Here is a 15,735-nt window from a genome sequence, read left to right as displayed (position 1 = left end):
TGCGGTAAAGATGAGATGAGTAGAAAAAAAAGATCGTGGTATAGCCGGGGGGACTATACCACGGGTGTCAATGACACCTTCGCTTGCTGCCGGAGTGATACGAGTAACACCCGTACCACCTCTGGAATTTGTATCTAAGGAGTAATTCCTTTCGATGGATTTACTATATGGCAAAGGACTTATTTCATTTATAAAATTAACGACAACCTAGTATAAGAAAAACGACAAAATACATAATTAACATTAACCGATTGATTTTAATGGTTTATTTTGGCTTTTCCTGTTTTTGTTTATTTTTTTATGTTGAGCTCATTTGTGCCTGATAATTTTTTAACGTTTTTAACGTCAGTTTATTTACCGAAAACAACGTGATGGATTTATGCAATCTTTGATTTCACGCAATAAAATAGAGGGTTAGCGCGTGTATTATTCGCCTGTTAATAAAAATATTTCTCATTACCACTACCATTGAGAGCAAGATAGATGAAATTATCTCAATTAAATGAAGGGGATAGTGCGAGCATTGTCGCGTTCAATCAACTTCCAAATGACATTCGTAAAAAATTGATGGTGATGGGCTTGCTGCCTCTAACTACTGTTACGTTAATCAGAAGAGCTCCTATGGGAGATCCACTTCAACTTGAAGTGAGAGGCGTCTCTTTAGCGGTACGTGAAAATATAGCCGCTTGTATTGAAGTGGAGAGAGCGTAGTGCGATATCAAATTCTAACCGTTGGTAACCCTAATAGTGGCAAAACAACGTTATTTAATGGTCTGACTGGTTCTAAGCAACAAGTCGGTAACTGGGCTGGTGTTACAGTTGAGAAAAAAACGGGTCGCTACACTCATTCTGGAGATGAATTCATACTAACGGATTTGCCGGGTATCTACGCACTTGACAGCGGGAATGACAGTAACAGCATTGACGAATCCATTGCCTCTAGAGCGGTTCTTACACATCCTGCTGATTTAATCATTAACGTTGTGGACGTGACGTGTTTGGAGCGCAGTCTCTATATGACGCTTCAATTGAGAGAGCTCGGGCGTCCAATGATTGTGGTTTTGAATAAAATGGATGCTTTAAAAAGAGAGCGTCAAAGCCTAGACATTCAACAACTTGAGAAAGTTCTAGGTTGCCCCGTTTTTATGCTTTCTGCTACCAGTAAAGAGCAGGTGAGTCGATTCAAAGAAAAGCTGCATAAAGTACTGCTGCAAGGCGTAGCTCTTAAAGAACTGCTATTGGATTACGGCAGTGCATTTGAACAATCGATCGGAAAATTAGCCACTATTTTTCAACATAAGCAAGTGGCACCTCGCGCATTGGCTATTCGTGCCTTAGAAAATGATCTTTTGGTGATTAATGGATTACCAGAAGTGCAGCGTGAGCTTATCCAGAAAGAGCAATTGCAAAGTGGTTTGGATATTGATCTGCATGTCGCTGATACCAAATACACATTTTTGCATGAACAATGCCAGCAGATCCGCAAAACAGAAGGGAAACTAAGCCACAGTTTTACACAAAAAGCGGATAAGCTGATTTTAAATAAATGGGTGGGTGTACCGTTTTTCTTTGTGGTTATGTACTTAATGTTTATGTTCTCGATCAATATTGGGAGCGCTTTTATTGATTTCTTCGACATTGGCGTCGGGGCGTTATTGGTTGATGGTGGGCACCACTTACTGGATGATCATTTGCCTATTTGGTTAGTGACATTATTAGCCGATGGCCTTGGCGGAGGTATTCAAACCGTCGCCACATTTATCCCAGTGATCGCTTGTTTGTACTTATTTTTAGCTGTACTCGAAAGTTCAGGCTATATGTCTCGCGCGGCTTTTGTTTTAGATAAAGTGATGCAGAAGATAGGCCTACCGGGTAAAGCGTTTGTTCCGCTTGTTTTAGGATTTGGTTGTAACGTTCCCGCGATTATGGCGACCCGAACTCTAGATCAAGAACGTGAACGTAAATTAGCGGCATCGATGGCACCCTTTATGTCATGTGGTGCACGTTTGCCAGTGTATGCGCTATTTGCTGCGGCGTTTTTCCCTGAAAGCGGTCAAAATGTAGTTTTTGCTCTTTATTTATTGGGCATTTTAGCCGCAGTGTTCACTGGTTTGGTTTTGAAGCATACGCTCTATCCGGGTTCAAGCGACAGCCTAGTGATGGAGATGCCAGATTACGAGATCCCAACGGTACAAAACGTCATGATCAAAACATGGCAGAAATTAAAACGTTTTGTTCTCGGTGCAGGGAAAACGATTGTCATCGTTGTTATGATCTTAAGCTTCCTCAATTCAGTTGGTACTGATGGCAGCTTTGGTAATGAAGATAGTGACAACTCCGTGTTATCAAAAGTGGCTCAAGTGGTTACGCCAGTATTTGCTCCTATTGGTATCAATCAAGATAACTGGCCAGCGACAGTGGGTATCATCACGGGTATTTTTGCAAAAGAAGCGGTAGTCGGAACATTAAACAATTTATATACCTCTGCTGAAGGTGATGAAAGCGAATATGACCTAATGGCGAGCCTACAAGAAGCGGTTATGTCTATTCCAGAAAACCTAACGGGATTAAGCTTCTCTGATCCGCTCGGTATCGAAGTCGGAGACTTGACAGACAGTAGCGCAGTGGCTGAAGAGCAAGCCGTAGATGCCTCAATCTTTGGTAATTTGAAACAGCACTTTGTCACTGGTCATGCCGCATTTGCCTACCTTATCTTCATTTTGCTTTATACGCCTTGTGTTGCAGCCATGGGGGCTTATGTTCGTGAGTTTGGTGCGAATTACGCTCGTTTTATCGCAGTATGGACGATGGGGCTTGCGTATGGTGGCGCCGCGCTTTATTACCAAGCGACAAGGATCACCGAAACCCCTGTCGAAAGTTTAACGTGGATTATTGCCATTGTTATGGCGAGTTTGTTGACCTTTAAAATGCTTAAGCGAAAAGGACTCCAGCAGAAAACGGTGCTTGAGGTACAAGTGGCATGATATTAAATGAGTTAAAGCGCTACATTGAAGATAATGGGATCGTTAGCCGCTCGGCGATTGCGAAAAAGTTTTCGCTCAGTGAGGACGGCGTTGACGCTATGTTAGCCGTGTGGATACGAAAAGGTGTGTTGTCGCGCACTATCGATACCAACAAGGCTAACCGCGTAACAAGAGTGCGTTATGGGCTTAACCGAAATAACGGGCTGTCTTTGACTGTCGTACTTTAGTCATAATTGATGCTAGGCATTCTGTCTGATAAACGAAAGCCGCTGATGTCAGCGGCTTTCAAACTTTTACCTAATATATGGTGTGAGAGACGACGTTTATCCTTTTCTAAAAATAGAACTCAGTGATAGAACATTTTGGATTCTGGTTAAGATCGCTTGCTGTTCTTGTTCGGCTCTCACTATCCCTTGAGTATTGCCCCAGATAGGCCCAGGCCATGCTATGTCATTTTTAAATCGAGCAACATGGTGAATATGGAGCTGAGGAACCATGTTACCCAGCGCACCTAAATTGAGTTTATCTGGACAAAACGTGGCTTCAAGAGCTTGGCTAACGGCTTGAGATTCGCATAAAAATTGTTGCTGTTCCTGCATTGGTAGATGATGCAGCTCTTTCAAATTGGCACGTTTAGGCACCAGAATAATCCAAGGTACGGCATTATCTTTATGGAGTAAGGCTAAGCAAAGAGGAAATTCACCAATGACGGAAGTGTCTTTGGCCAGTTGCGGGTGGAGTTCAAAATTCATGTCAATCTCACTTGCACGGATGTTATCACCGATAAAAGAAAAGGCTGACCATGGTCAACCCTTTCATTCACTCATAGCTGTCGTTACATACGTTCTAATGTATCAATACCGAGTAGCGACAGACCTTGCTTGATGGTTTTTGCTGTCAACGCAGCCAGTTTTAGGCGGCTTTGTTTCACACTTTCATCTTCAGCGACTAAGATTGGGCATGCTTCATAGAAGCTAGAGAATTGGCCAGCTAATTCAAATAGGTAGCTACACATAATGTGAGGTTGGCCTTCGCGGGCAACAGCTTGTACCGCTTCTTCAAACTGCAGAAGTTTCGCAATCAAAGCTTTTTCTTTCTCTTGTGTGACTTTAATTTCACCCGTCAGGTTATCCATCGATACGCCTGCTTTAGCAAAAATTGACGCGACACGTGTGTAGGCATACTGCATGTAAGGTGCAGTGTTACCTTCAAATGCCAACATGTTGTCCCAGTCAAACACGTAATCGGTAGTACGGTGCTTAGAAAGATCAGCATATTTCACTGCGGCCATCGCGACAGTATTGGCAATGTTCGCTTTTTCTGCGGCGTCTAAATCAGGGTTTTTGGATTCAATTAATTTAGCGGCACGCTCTTGCGCTTCATCGAGAAGATCGGCCAGACGAACAGTACCGCCAGCACGAGTTTTGAACGGGCGGCCATCTTTGCCTAGCATCATACCAAAGGCGTGGTGTTCAAGAGTCACTTCGTCAGGTACATAGCCCGCTTTGCGGACAATCGTCCATGCTTGCATTAGGTGCTGATGTTGACGCGAGTCGATAAAGTACAGCACACGGTCCGCACCCAAGGTTTCATAACGGTATTTTGCACACGCGATATCGGTTGTGGTGTATAAGAAGCCGCCATCACGTTTTTGGATGATAACGCCCATCGGCTCGCCATCTTTATTTTTGTATTCTTCAAGAAAAACGACTTGTGCGCCATCATCTTCTTGCGCCAAACCTTTTTCTTTTAAATCGGCTACGATGCCGGGCAACATGTCGTTGTACATGCTTTCGCCCATCACATCATCGCGCGTGAGCGAAACATTCAAACGATCATAGTTACGCTGGTTTTGGATCATGGTGATGTCCACCAATTTTTTCCACATTTGAGCGCAGAATTCGTCACCGCTTTGTAGTTTGACCACATAATTTCGTGCTTTAGCAGCAAACACTTCATCTTCGTCGTAGAGTTTTTTTGACTCACGATAGAAAGCTTCAAGATCGGAAAGTTCCATTGAAACTTCGTTACCAGACTCTTGTTGCACACGTTCAAGGTTGGCTATCAACATACCAAATTGCGTGCCCCAGTCACCGATGTGGTTGGCGCGGATCACTTTATGGCCTAAAAATTCCAAGGTACGTACAACGGCGTCACCAATGATGGTTGAGCGTAAGTGGCCTACATGCATTTCTTTGGCAACGTTAGGCGCTGAGTAGTCTGCGACGATCGTCTTCTGCGCTTCTTTGGTTACACCAAGGTACTCATCTGCTAGGGCGATATCCGCTTGTTTAGCAAGAAACGCTTCACTGAGGAAAATGTTGATAAAACCTGGGCCTGCAATTTCCGTTTTGCTCGCAATGCCATCGAGGTCCAGAACATCCAATACTTTTTGAGCAAATTCTCGCGGGTTGGTACCCAGTTGCTTAGCTACGCCCATAATGCCATTGGCTTGATAGTCACCAAATTGCGCTTTGGCCGATTGGCGAACAGCAGCAGGACTGCCAGCTGGTGCGCCTGCGGCTTCAAGAGCCTGAGATACTTTGTCATTAATCAGTGCTTGGATATTCACACGCGTTTCCTTTAATTCTTGGAATTGCAAAGGTATGCATTTTATTCACCATTTAGTGCCAATACATATCTTAATTTTGTTCATCATTTGGCGCACATAATACCAATTTTATTGAGGCGCTTATAGGGACTAAATTAGGAAATTTTCTACTTTTCGAAGAGTTGTTGGTACTATTAGACGATAATCATCATTTTGGACCATTTAAATGCTTGAACCATTAAAGAATGCAGCGCTTCATCCTGAACAGCTTAAGCAGAATTTAGATAAATTTATGCATAAAATTCAAGAATTAACCAAAATTTTGCATATTGATTTATCCACAAATCAAGCTGACCACATTGCACTGCGCATTAATGATCGTAAATTAGCGTCATTAGCACATGCGGCATGGCTGGAGGAAGGGCGAGAAATATCGAGTGCTCAGATAAATGGCCGTCCTATCATCGTGATTGAATTTACGGTGCCGCTATCGGCTAATAGTTGGTCAATAGAATGTTTGGAATTGCCTTACCCTGCCGAGGGAAAAATTTATCCAGAGCAGAGCTGGGAGCATGTGGAATTTGTGGTGCCATCTGAGGCACAAACCGCGCAAGCCTATTTGCAGGATATACTGTCGGTTTACCCACGATTAAAAGAATGCTGGACAACATTAGACACTCAAGGTGTTCAAGTTAAATTGTCCAGTCCAAAAGGGGAAGGGGAGCGATTACATAACCCGACGGTTGCATTTAAGTGGCAAGGCGTGTGCATTAAACTGCATCCCCACTCTTTAAAAGAGATCGTAAAATCAGAGCAAAGATAAATTGCTCTGATGGCGATGAAGTACGGTTATCCTAAGTTATAGCTTTTAGGCCGAAGCTGGAACGCTTCAATTGAGCCAATTTCTTGCCCTAAACTGAGTTTCTGAACCGTTTGATGTGCGTTTCCTTGGCTGTGCATGATCAGTCGATTGGCGGTCCTTGGTTTTAGCTCATTGACCACAAAGCGGATCATATCACTGCGACTGAGTGATTTCAGTTCACTCAAAACCTGCTCTCTTTGATCAAAGCCGGCATCTTTATTGCCGATAGCAACCCAAAGTCTTTGCGCACGGCTGCGAAGGGTGGGGTCGGGCGTTGAAATTTGATTCCATAAACCGCGCTTACTGCTGTGCCACTGGTATTCGTTGAGCTCCAGCAACACCATGTAAAAAGCATTTAAAAATTCATCTACAGCGCTAATCAGCTCATAAGGGGCAGCATTCGGTGACTGGACGTAGAGTACGATGCCTGGGTGACGGTTTAATGGCATGTTGCCCGTTCCGACCATATAACCAAGTTGCTGCTTAGTGCGAATTTCATGAAAAAATGTAGCGGACATCAAGTGATTAGCTAATGAATATAAGGCGATGCTGCGCGGTGCGGCATCATTGCACTGATAATAGACCACCACAGCAGAATCTTCTTGATCGCAGTGAACCTCTTTTTGAAAAGTCCCACTCTCTCCGAGCATGACGAGTGGTCTTAATGATTCCTCGTACTGTTGATCTTTGACTCGTAATGCATTTTTAAGCGTATCTGCCATCGCTTGTGCATCACTTCTTAACCAGTCGCCATAGACAAACATCTCAACATGAAGTTGCGCTAATATTTGTTCAACGAAATCACTGAGCTCATCGACTTCTATCTGTTTTAAGGCACCAAGTAGCGTTTCATAAGGAGGGTTGTTGGGTTGTAAAATACCCGTCATTGCATTGAAAAGCTGCGAAATTGGACGATCTTTAGTGGTATTTTGCCAGTTACGAAGCAGTTGTTGCTTGATGGTGTTAAAGCGTTTTAGGCTAAAATCACGTTTAGCAAAGCGTGCGAGAATCATCTCCATTAACTGTGGTTGTTTTTCGCTAAAACCAGAAAGCATCAGGGTGACGCCGCCTTGATGAGCGTACATGTTGTAACTCATCCCAGCAATTTCTGCTTGATAAGTTTCCGTGGCCAGCGAGTCTAAAAACATTTCCACACAGAGACGTGTTTTAACAATATTTCGAGCAGTGGCTACCGAGATGGGGCTATCAATCGCGATGTAAATTACCCCTTTAGGCACTCTAAATTCATGGTCTTGTAGATGCCATAAACGAAAGCCTGGTAACTCTTCAATGATTTCCGGGTGTAAAGACGTTGAAGGCTCTAACGGTTTTGGGTCTAAGTCGTAACAGATAAAAGGATTGAGTGGCGGTAAGTTTGTTTCAATGTCGCAAGGGGTTGCGAATGCTGCAAGTTGTGACGCCGATAATGGAGTAATTGAATAAGGTGTAAAATACCATTTCGCTTTCTTATCGTAATACCCATCTTTAGCAATTAACGTGGCGCGTAGATTTTCAGGAGTCAAATAATGAAGTGCTTGCTTAAGTAGTGATTCGTTGTAGCCCGCCATCATGTAATCGCCATAGATGGTGTCTTGCGGCTGATAGTGCTGCATATTAACCACTAAATGGCTGACCATGTCTAATGGCCTTGTCGTTTCTTGAAAGCGAAAAGCCGATTCAAGCACCGCTCTTTTCTCAAGGTAACGCCATTCGTTTAGCCCCTGATCTGCGATTAATTTAATCTGAGTAAAGAGTGACTGGATGATGTTATCGACCTGTTTTACGCCTTCATGTGTCAGGCTAAAACTTATCGAAAACTCACGATAATTGCTGCCACTCGCGCCGCCTCCAGCCGATAAGGACGTGATCCAACCTTTCTCTTTTAATGCCAGCATTAAACTGCCTTCACCTTCGTAACCGATGAGATGGGCGAAATAAGAGAGAGGTTTGACATGATAAAAGTCATCCGCGCTTGGGGCAGGGAAGCTTAAAATCAGTTTGCGGATCTCTTTTCGTGGCTCGATTTGAATCAAGACGCCTCGGTGCGCGTCTAAAACAAAAGGCACCTCTATTTTTTTCGGGCCGAGCTGTTTATTTGGGATGGAGGAAAATTCATCTCTTGCCCATAGCTCTAACTCATCAAGTGTCTGTGGGCCTGCTAGCGAGAGCGTCATCAAATCAGCCGAGTAATTTTCATGGTGAAAACGGACAATTTCTTCACGGATAGAGACACCATTTCTATCACACAGCGTTTCTAAATTACCCACTGAAAATTTAGCAAACGGGTGCTGCGGATTAATGGTTTCTTTTTGAACCTGATAGAGCCTTCTCGAATCATCATTCTGTTTGAGTTTAAATTCAGAATCCACCGCTTGGCGTTCTTTATCCAGAGCTTCTTCATTAAACAAGGGGGCACAAAAGAATTGGCTGAATCGGTCCAAGGCTTTTTCAAAATGATTTGGGCTTACATCAAAGAAAAAACAGGTGTGCTCTGTACCAGTCCATGCGTTATTGCTGCCACCATGTTGATTAATAAAACTTTGAAACTCACCAATTTTCGGGTACTTTTCTGTGCCTAAAAACAGCATGTGTTCCAGGTAGTGGGCAAGACCTTCTCTGTCTTCAGGGTCATCAAAATGCCCTACATTAATCGCTAAAGCAGCGGCTGACTTTTGTGCATCATCCGCTTGAATAAGTAATGTTCTCAGACCATTAGTTAACGTAATGTAGCGGTATTGGTTGGTGTCGTTAGGGCTTAAATGCACAGTGACTCTCCACAGAAAAGGCTTTTTTAATTATGGCGTTGAAACGGTTAGGTGCAAATTTCAAGCAATGATTTTATGAGCAAAGTGCCATTTTAGTCCTTCAGGAGACTTTTTAATAGACTGTTAACAGTGTCGAAGTCTTTGCTTGGTTGCCTGATATAATCGAGAATAAAGCCGCCTAGACGGCATAGATAATAACCACTAGGAATGAGTAATGAAGATTTTTATTATGCGTCACGGAGAAGCTGAACATTATGCAGCGAGTGATGCACAAAGGGCCTTAACCGAAAGAGGTCTTCGTGAGTCTGTTGCTGTGGCTCGTGCTTGTGAAAAGCAAGATCTTCGCCATGTAGATAAAGTATTGGTAAGCCCTTACTTACGGGCGCAGCAAACTTGGGCTGCGATAGCTTCTTATTTTAATGCCGATGATGTTGTGACCTGTGATGACATCACACCTTATGGGAAAGCGGAAGTGGTATTTGAGTATGTCTCTGCCTTGGCCGATGTAGAACAAATCGAATCAGTGCTGCTGGTGTCTCATTTACCGTTAGTTGGCTATCTCGCGGCTGAATTTGTTACCGATTTAGTCCCTCCAATGTTCCCCACATCCGGTCTGATTGGTATCGAATATGATAGAGAGTTGCGTAAAGGACAGCAGATCTGGAGTATTAATCCTTAAACCACCATTCAAAGTAAAAGAAGTTCACGTAATTTGAATAACTAGGCTACGTTAAGTGAAGGGTTATTGCCTTTACTAATGTAGCCATTATTTTGACTGTTTTACTGGACTAAAAATTGCATCGCCGAGTTAACGCATTGTCGCATTTATAGATATTTATCAACAGATTGCTTGCTAACCTATGAAATTTACTCTCCCATTTGCAGATAAATTGCCATCAATACCGCAGCGAAGTATGCCAGCAATCGGTGCGCCGGTTATGGTATTGGCCACGTTGGCTATGGTCGTTTTACCGATCCCAGCCTTCCTATTGGATCTGTTTTTCACTTTTAACATTGCCTTATCGATGGTGGTGTTACTCGTCACTGTCTATACCCGTAGACCGCTTGATTTTGCTGCTTTTCCTACGGTTTTGCTTATTGCAACCTTACTTCGACTAGCCTTGAACGTCGCTTCAACCCGTGTGGTTTTATTGTATGGTCATGAAGGCCCTGGGGCGGCTGGTAACGTCATTGAAGCGTTTGGTAGTGTGGTGATCGGTGGTAACTACGCCGTTGGTTTAGTGGTGTTTTTGATCTTGATGATCATCAACTTCATGGTAGTAACCAAAGGTGCGGGACGTATTTCTGAGGTGAGTGCTCGCTTTACCCTAGATGCCTTGCCGGGGAAGCAAATGGCCATAGATGCGGACTTAAATGCGGGTTTAATCGATCAAGACCAAGCGCGGCTGAGACGCTTTGAAGTAACCAAAGAAGCGGATTTCTACGGTTCAATGGACGGTGCGTCAAAATTTGTTAAAGGGGATGCGATTGCTGGGATCTTAATTTTGTTCATCAACATTATTGGCGGCTTATCGATTGGTATGGCGCAATATGGGTTGGGTTTTAAAGAAGCGATCCAAATCTACACACTGCTGACCATTGGTGACGGCTTAGTGGCTCAGATCCCCTCATTGCTGCTTTCGATTGGCGCTGCCATGATGGTTACCCGTCAAAATACCGATGAAGATATGGGAGAGCAAGTCGTCTTCCAACTGTTTGACAACCCTAAAGCATTGATGATTACCGCTTGTATTCTCGGCATCATGGGCATTGTACCGGGTATGCCTCACTTTGCTTTTTTACTGCTAGCCGCGTTAGCGGGTGGTTGCGCGTATTGGATGATACGCAAACAGAAAAAAACCGCCGATGAAAAGAAACTGCCTGCAAAAGTGGACAACGAAGCACCCACTCAAAAAGAGCTCTCTTGGGATGATGTTCAACCCGTTGATGTGATTGGCTTAGAAGTGGGCTATCGATTGATACCGCTGGTGGACCGAGATCAAGGTGGAGAGCTGCTCGAACGCGTAAAAGGTGTTCGGAAAAAACTGTCGCAAGACTTTGGCTTTCTCATCCCCGCAGTGCATATTCGCGACAATTTAGAATTAACACCCAATAGTTATCGCATTACCTTAATGGGGGTTGCTGTTGGTGAAGCGGAGATCCGCCCAGATCAAGAACTGGCGATTAACCCTGGTCAAGTCTATGGTGTTATTGACGGTGAACGCACACTCGACCCTGCATTCGGCCTTGAAGCGGTTTGGATCCGTGAAGAACAACGTGAACACGCACAAGCTCTCGGTTACACAGTTGTGGACTCATCGACCGTACTCGCCACTCATTTGAGTCAGCTTCTCACTAATAACGCCTCGCAACTGATTGGTCATGAAGAGGTTCAAAACTTAATTGAAATGCTGGGTCGCTCAGCGCCAAGGCTAGTTGAAAACTTCGTTCCAGATCAACTGCCGTTGGGTACAGTCGTTAAGGTACTGCAAAACCTACTCAATGAAGCGATTCCAATCCGAGATATTCGAACCATAATACAAACCTTGGCGGAGTATTCTGGGCGGAGTCAAGAACCTGACATCCTAACGGCGGCCGTTCGAATCTCATTGAAGCGTTTAATCGTCCAAGAAATCAATGGTATAGAACCTGAACTACCAGTGATAACACTGATTCCTGAGCTGGAACAAATATTGCATCAAACCATGCAGGCGTCAGGAGGAGAATCGGCAGGTATTGAGCCAGGCTTAGCAGAGCGTTTACAAGCTGCACTGAGCCATGCAACGCAAGAACAAGAATTGAAAGGTGAGCCCGCCGTGTTACTCACGTCTGGTGTGCTTCGTTCAACTTTGGCGAAGTTTGTGAAAAACACGATACCTAATTTGCGTGTGCTCTCTTATCAAGAAATACCTGACGAGAAACAAATTCGGATTGTTCAAGCCGTTGGGAACTAACGAAACTGTTGTTACCTAATCGGGCTTTAGCCATTTAACACGGATATCTGCTTTGAAAATAAAACGATTTTTTGCCAAAGATATGCGAACAGCGCTGCTGCAAGTGAAAGAAGAGCTTGGTGCGGAAGCGGTGATCATGTCGAATAAAAAAGTCGCGGGTGGTGTGGAAATCGTTGCCGCTGTGGATGGTGAACAGCCCACCCAGCAAAACAGTGCCAAGCGCTATAATTCGCAGCCTAGACAACAAGGTTACACCCAAGTCACCCCGTCTTTGAACAAATCCTCTCGTGAGTTGGATGATGATCGAGTCAGCCTGCAAAACAGTGCAGACACTGGGCGTTCAATGACCAAACGTTTTGCAAATATGTTAAAGCAGTACAGCGCACCAAGTGGCTCAGATTCGGACTATCACGCCGAAAATGAAGATTCGCTCTCTGCATTATTGCAACGTCAATCAGGTTCATCTAACACCAACTCAGGACACGGTAATGCAGAGTTACGAGCCGATTCGCCATTAGCGAAGTTAATTGCAGAGGATAGAAGAGCGTCCACCCGTCAAACGCCGAAGCTAGATCCGTCGCGTTATGATCGTTACCCAACGCAAGAGGCGAGTGTTTCGAACCCAGAGCTGGAAAACATGCGTGAAGAGATGACCTCAATACGCCGCCTGTTAGAACATCAAGTGTCAGGATTAATGTGGCAAGAAGTTGAGCGTCGAGAGCCTTTGCGTGCCATGCTCATTAAAAGACTTGAGCGCATGGGGGTTTCACAAGAACTGGCTGACCAGCTTGCGTGCTATATCCCAGAAGATACTGCTCCAACTAAAGCTTGGAAGGCACTGCTTGGCTTAGTGGCTGATCAAGTCCCTGTTTCCAAACAAGATATTCTGAAACGTGGTGGTGTGGTTGCGCTATTAGGCCCAACAGGGGTTGGTAAAACCACCACCATTGCTAAACTAGCTGCTCGCGCCGCTATGGAGTATGGCGCTGATAACGTCGCTCTAGTCACCACAGATACCTACCGTATCGGTGCTCATGAACAGCTCTCTATTTATGGCCGAATCATGGGTTGTCCAGTAAGAGTTGCTAAAGATTCCAGTGAGTTAGCCGATGTAATATATCAGCTAAGAAATCGGCGTTTAATTTTAGTTGATACCGCGGGGATGGGGCAGCGTGATGTTCGGTTATCAGAGCAGCTCGATACCCTGATGCAAGAGAGTGGCGAAATCATCCACAGTTACCTTGTTCTGCCTGCAACGGCACAAAGAAAAGTATTACAAGAAACAATCGAGCACTTTAGAAGGATCCCTCTTTCAGGGTGCATTATGACTAAGCTTGATGAATCATTGAGCTTAGGGGAATTTGTGAGTGTCGTGGTTCAAAACGCACTGCCCGTTGCTTACATCGCGAATGGCCAGCGTGTACCAGAAGATATTGTGATTGCCCAGCCGAAGTACATGGTTGCAAAGGCAAACGAATTGCTAGAGAAGTCGACAGAGAATGAACCTCACTATTGGAGCAGCGACTCCGAGAGATTCTAGGCGGCGGACAAATATGGCGAATAATATGATATATGACCAAGCGAGCGGTTTACGCCGCTTAACTCAACCGTCACTGACCAAAGTCATATCAGTGACTGGTGGTAAAGGTGGTGTGGGTAAATCTCACGTGACACTCGGCATGGCGATCTGCATGGCTCGTCAAGGCAAAAAAGTCATGGTGTTGGATGCAGACTTAGGTTTAGCTAACGTGGATGTTATGCTTGGCATACGCCCGAAGCGAAACTTAGGGCATGTACTGGCTGGCGAGTGTGAACTCAAAGATGCCATCGTCGAGGGGCCTTTTGGGATACGAATAATTCCAGCGACCTCGGGCACACAGTCGATGACAGAGTTGTCACACGCCCAACATGTTGGTTTAATACGCGCCTTTGGCAGTTTAGAAGATGAGATGGATATTCTGCTCATCGATACAGCCGCAGGTATTTCTGATATGGTCGTGAGCTTCTGTCGCGCCGCACAAGATGTAGTGATCGTGGTATGTGACGAACCGACATCCATCACCGACGCTTACGCGCTGATCAAGCTCTTAAGTCGTGAACACCAAGTGCAACGTTTTAAAATTGTGGCCAATATGGTCAGAAGTTATCGTGAAGGACGGGAATTATTTGCTAAATTAACTTTAGTGACAGAAAGATTCCTAAATGTGAGCCTTGAACTTGTTGCTTGCATACCTTTGGATGATAAAGTGCGACAAGCAGTAAAAAAACAAAAAATAGTGGTCGATGCGTTTCCACGGTCACCTGCGGCACTGGCAATCAGCTCGTTGGCAAGTAAAGCGTTAACGTGGCCAATTCCAAGAACGCCGACAGGCCATCTGGAATTTTTTGTCGAGCGTTTGCTAAATAGAACAGAAAGTGTAGGGGAACCATTCGGTGAATAAAGCGCTTACTTATGACCAACACGGAAACCTAAAGAGCCAACAAGCATTTTTAGAAAAATACTCTGTATTGGTTAAGCGTATTGCACACCATTTAGCAGGTCGCCTGCCACCAAACGTATTGGTCGAAGATCTAATACAAGCCGGTATGATAGGCCTACTTGAAGCACAAAAAAATTATGATGGGAGTAAAGGTGCAAGCTTTGAAACCTACGCAGGAATTCGAATTCGTGGAGCTATGCTTGACGATATTCGGCGTGGTGATTGGGTTCCACGCTCGGTTCATAAACACAACCGAGAGATAACCCATGCAATTTCAGTTCTAGAAGGTGAGCTAAACCGAAACCCAACTGATACAGAAGTTGCGAAGTATTTAGGCATGTCGCTGGATCAGTACCATACTGTATTAACTGACATTAATTGCTCACGGATTGTCGGAATCGAAGATTTAGGTATTTCTGATGATGCAATTTCTCCTCTGGATGACGATGAAGACAACTCGCCATTTAAGGGAGTCGCCGATGAATCGTTTCGTAAAGCATTGGTTGAATCAATAAAATCACTTCCAGAACGTGAAGCTTTGGTACTTTCGCTCTATTATGATGAAGAGCTAAACTTAAAAGAAATTGGTGAAGTTCTAGGTGTTAGCGAATCCCGCGTTAGCCAGATACTAAGCCAATCTATGCAGCGACTAAGAACGAAGTTAAGTTCTTGGACGCAAAATGACTAATATCACTGATTTCGAGCTCAGTGGAGGCAATTTTGAATAAAAACATGAAGATCCTTATTGTTGACGACTTTTCAACAATGCGCCGTATTGTTAAGAATCTACTTCGTGATTTGGGCTTCAATAATACCCAAGAAGCAGATGATGGCCTGACAGCGTTGCCTATGCTAAAGAAAGGTGATTTTGAGTTTGTGGTTACAGACTGGAATATGCCGGGCATGCAAGGCATCGATTTGTTGAAAAATATCCGAGCAGACGCAGAACTTAAGCATCTGCCTGTTCTGATGATCACCGCAGAAGCAAAACGCGAACAAATCATCGAGGCTGCTCAAGCTGGTGTGAATGGTTATATCGTAAAACCTTTTACTGCTGCTACGCTTAAAGAAAAACTGGATAAAATTTTCGAGCGTTTATAAAGCGTGTGGTCACAGACAAAAGGTGCTCTATTCATTTA

The 15,735-nt window shown here is 44.3% G+C and carries 13 protein-coding genes; 10 read left to right on the top strand and 3 right to left on the bottom strand.

The annotated features are described in order from the left end of the window. Positions 1-483 precede the first annotated feature (483 nt). The 3 genes from AACV32_RS00450 to AACV32_RS00440 are packed head-to-tail and all read left to right on the top strand — an operon-like array spanning position 484 to position 3,211. Complete coding sequence (locus tag AACV32_RS00450; protein WP_013856356.1) at positions 484-711, top strand: FeoA family protein; 228 nt, start codon at positions 484-486, stop codon at positions 709-711. Continuing rightward, complete coding sequence (gene feoB, locus AACV32_RS00445; protein WP_094133623.1) at positions 711-2,984, top strand: Fe(2+) transporter permease subunit FeoB; 2,274 nt, start codon at positions 711-713, stop codon at positions 2,982-2,984. The genes AACV32_RS00450 and feoB overlap by 1 nt, the downstream gene beginning before the upstream one ends. Further along, the gene (locus tag AACV32_RS00440; protein WP_047687815.1) at positions 2,981-3,211 is read left to right on the top strand and encodes a FeoC-like transcriptional regulator; all 231 of its coding nucleotides are present in this window, start codon (positions 2,981-2,983) and stop codon (positions 3,209-3,211) included. Before feoB ends, AACV32_RS00440 begins: the two co-directional genes overlap by 4 nt. A 96-nt stretch (positions 3,212-3,307) precedes the next feature. On the opposite strand, the gene AACV32_RS00435 is transcribed toward AACV32_RS00440, so the two are convergent. Together AACV32_RS00435 and argS are read right to left on the bottom strand one after the other, a co-directional pair. Continuing rightward, positions 3,308-3,736, bottom strand: coding sequence for an HIT family protein (locus tag AACV32_RS00435; protein ID WP_013856359.1), 429 nt, complete (start codon positions 3,734-3,736; stop codon positions 3,308-3,310). 83 nt (positions 3,737-3,819) lie between these two features. Next, the gene (gene argS / locus AACV32_RS00430) at positions 3,820-5,556 is read right to left on the bottom strand and encodes an arginine--tRNA ligase (protein WP_170895548.1); all 1,737 of its coding nucleotides are present in this window, start codon (positions 5,554-5,556) and stop codon (positions 3,820-3,822) included. A gap of 205 nt (positions 5,557-5,761) precedes the next feature. Between argS and AACV32_RS00425 the strand changes: the two genes are divergently transcribed. Next, positions 5,762-6,358, top strand: a complete 597-nt coding sequence (locus tag AACV32_RS00425) for a VOC family protein (protein ID WP_017049126.1) — start codon at positions 5,762-5,764, stop codon at positions 6,356-6,358. 26 nt (positions 6,359-6,384) lie between these two features. Here AACV32_RS00425 and AACV32_RS00420 read toward each other — a convergent pair whose 3' ends face one another. Next, positions 6,385-9,162 carry an insulinase family protein gene (locus AACV32_RS00420; RefSeq protein ID WP_170895547.1) on the bottom strand — a complete coding sequence of 926 codons (2,778 nt, stop codon included), beginning with the start codon at positions 9,160-9,162 and terminating at the stop codon, positions 6,385-6,387. Positions 9,163-9,376: 214 nt separating this feature from the next. On the opposite strand from AACV32_RS00420, the gene sixA reads away from it, so the two are divergent. The 6 genes from sixA to cheY all read left to right on the top strand — a co-directional run bounded on the left by sixA (position 9,377) and on the right by cheY (position 15,697). After that, entirely contained in the window at positions 9,377-9,841 is a 465-nt protein-coding gene (gene sixA / locus AACV32_RS00415) for a phosphohistidine phosphatase SixA (RefSeq protein ID WP_017042529.1), read from the top strand. 181 nt (positions 9,842-10,022) lie between these two features. Then, positions 10,023-12,116: a flagellar biosynthesis protein FlhA gene (gene flhA, locus AACV32_RS00410; protein WP_013856364.1), complete on the top strand. Its 2,094-nt coding sequence runs from the start codon at positions 10,023-10,025 to the stop codon at positions 12,114-12,116. Between the two features lie 52 nt (positions 12,117-12,168). Continuing rightward, positions 12,169-13,656, top strand: coding sequence for a flagellar biosynthesis protein FlhF (gene flhF / locus AACV32_RS00405; protein ID WP_017045235.1), 1,488 nt, complete (start codon positions 12,169-12,171; stop codon positions 13,654-13,656). A gap of 13 nt (positions 13,657-13,669) precedes the next feature. Further along, entirely contained in the window at positions 13,670-14,557 is an 888-nt protein-coding gene (locus AACV32_RS00400) for a MinD/ParA family protein (RefSeq protein WP_010318888.1), read from the top strand. Further along, positions 14,550-15,284 carry an RNA polymerase sigma factor FliA gene (locus AACV32_RS00395; protein ID WP_010318887.1) on the top strand — a complete coding sequence of 245 codons (735 nt, stop codon included), beginning with the start codon at positions 14,550-14,552 and terminating at the stop codon, positions 15,282-15,284. The genes AACV32_RS00400 and AACV32_RS00395 overlap by 8 nt, the downstream gene beginning before the upstream one ends. A gap of 44 nt (positions 15,285-15,328) precedes the next feature. Then, positions 15,329-15,697, top strand: a complete 369-nt coding sequence (cheY, locus tag AACV32_RS00390; RefSeq protein ID WP_033197405.1) for a chemotaxis response regulator CheY — start codon at positions 15,329-15,331, stop codon at positions 15,695-15,697. Positions 15,698-15,735: the final 38 nt, after the last annotated feature.

It is taken from the genome of Vibrio sp. B7, assembly GCF_963888765.1.
Taxonomy (GTDB): domain Bacteria; phylum Pseudomonadota; class Gammaproteobacteria; order Enterobacterales; family Vibrionaceae; genus Vibrio; species Vibrio anguillarum.
This window is presented reverse-complemented; position numbering and strand designations above follow the sequence as displayed.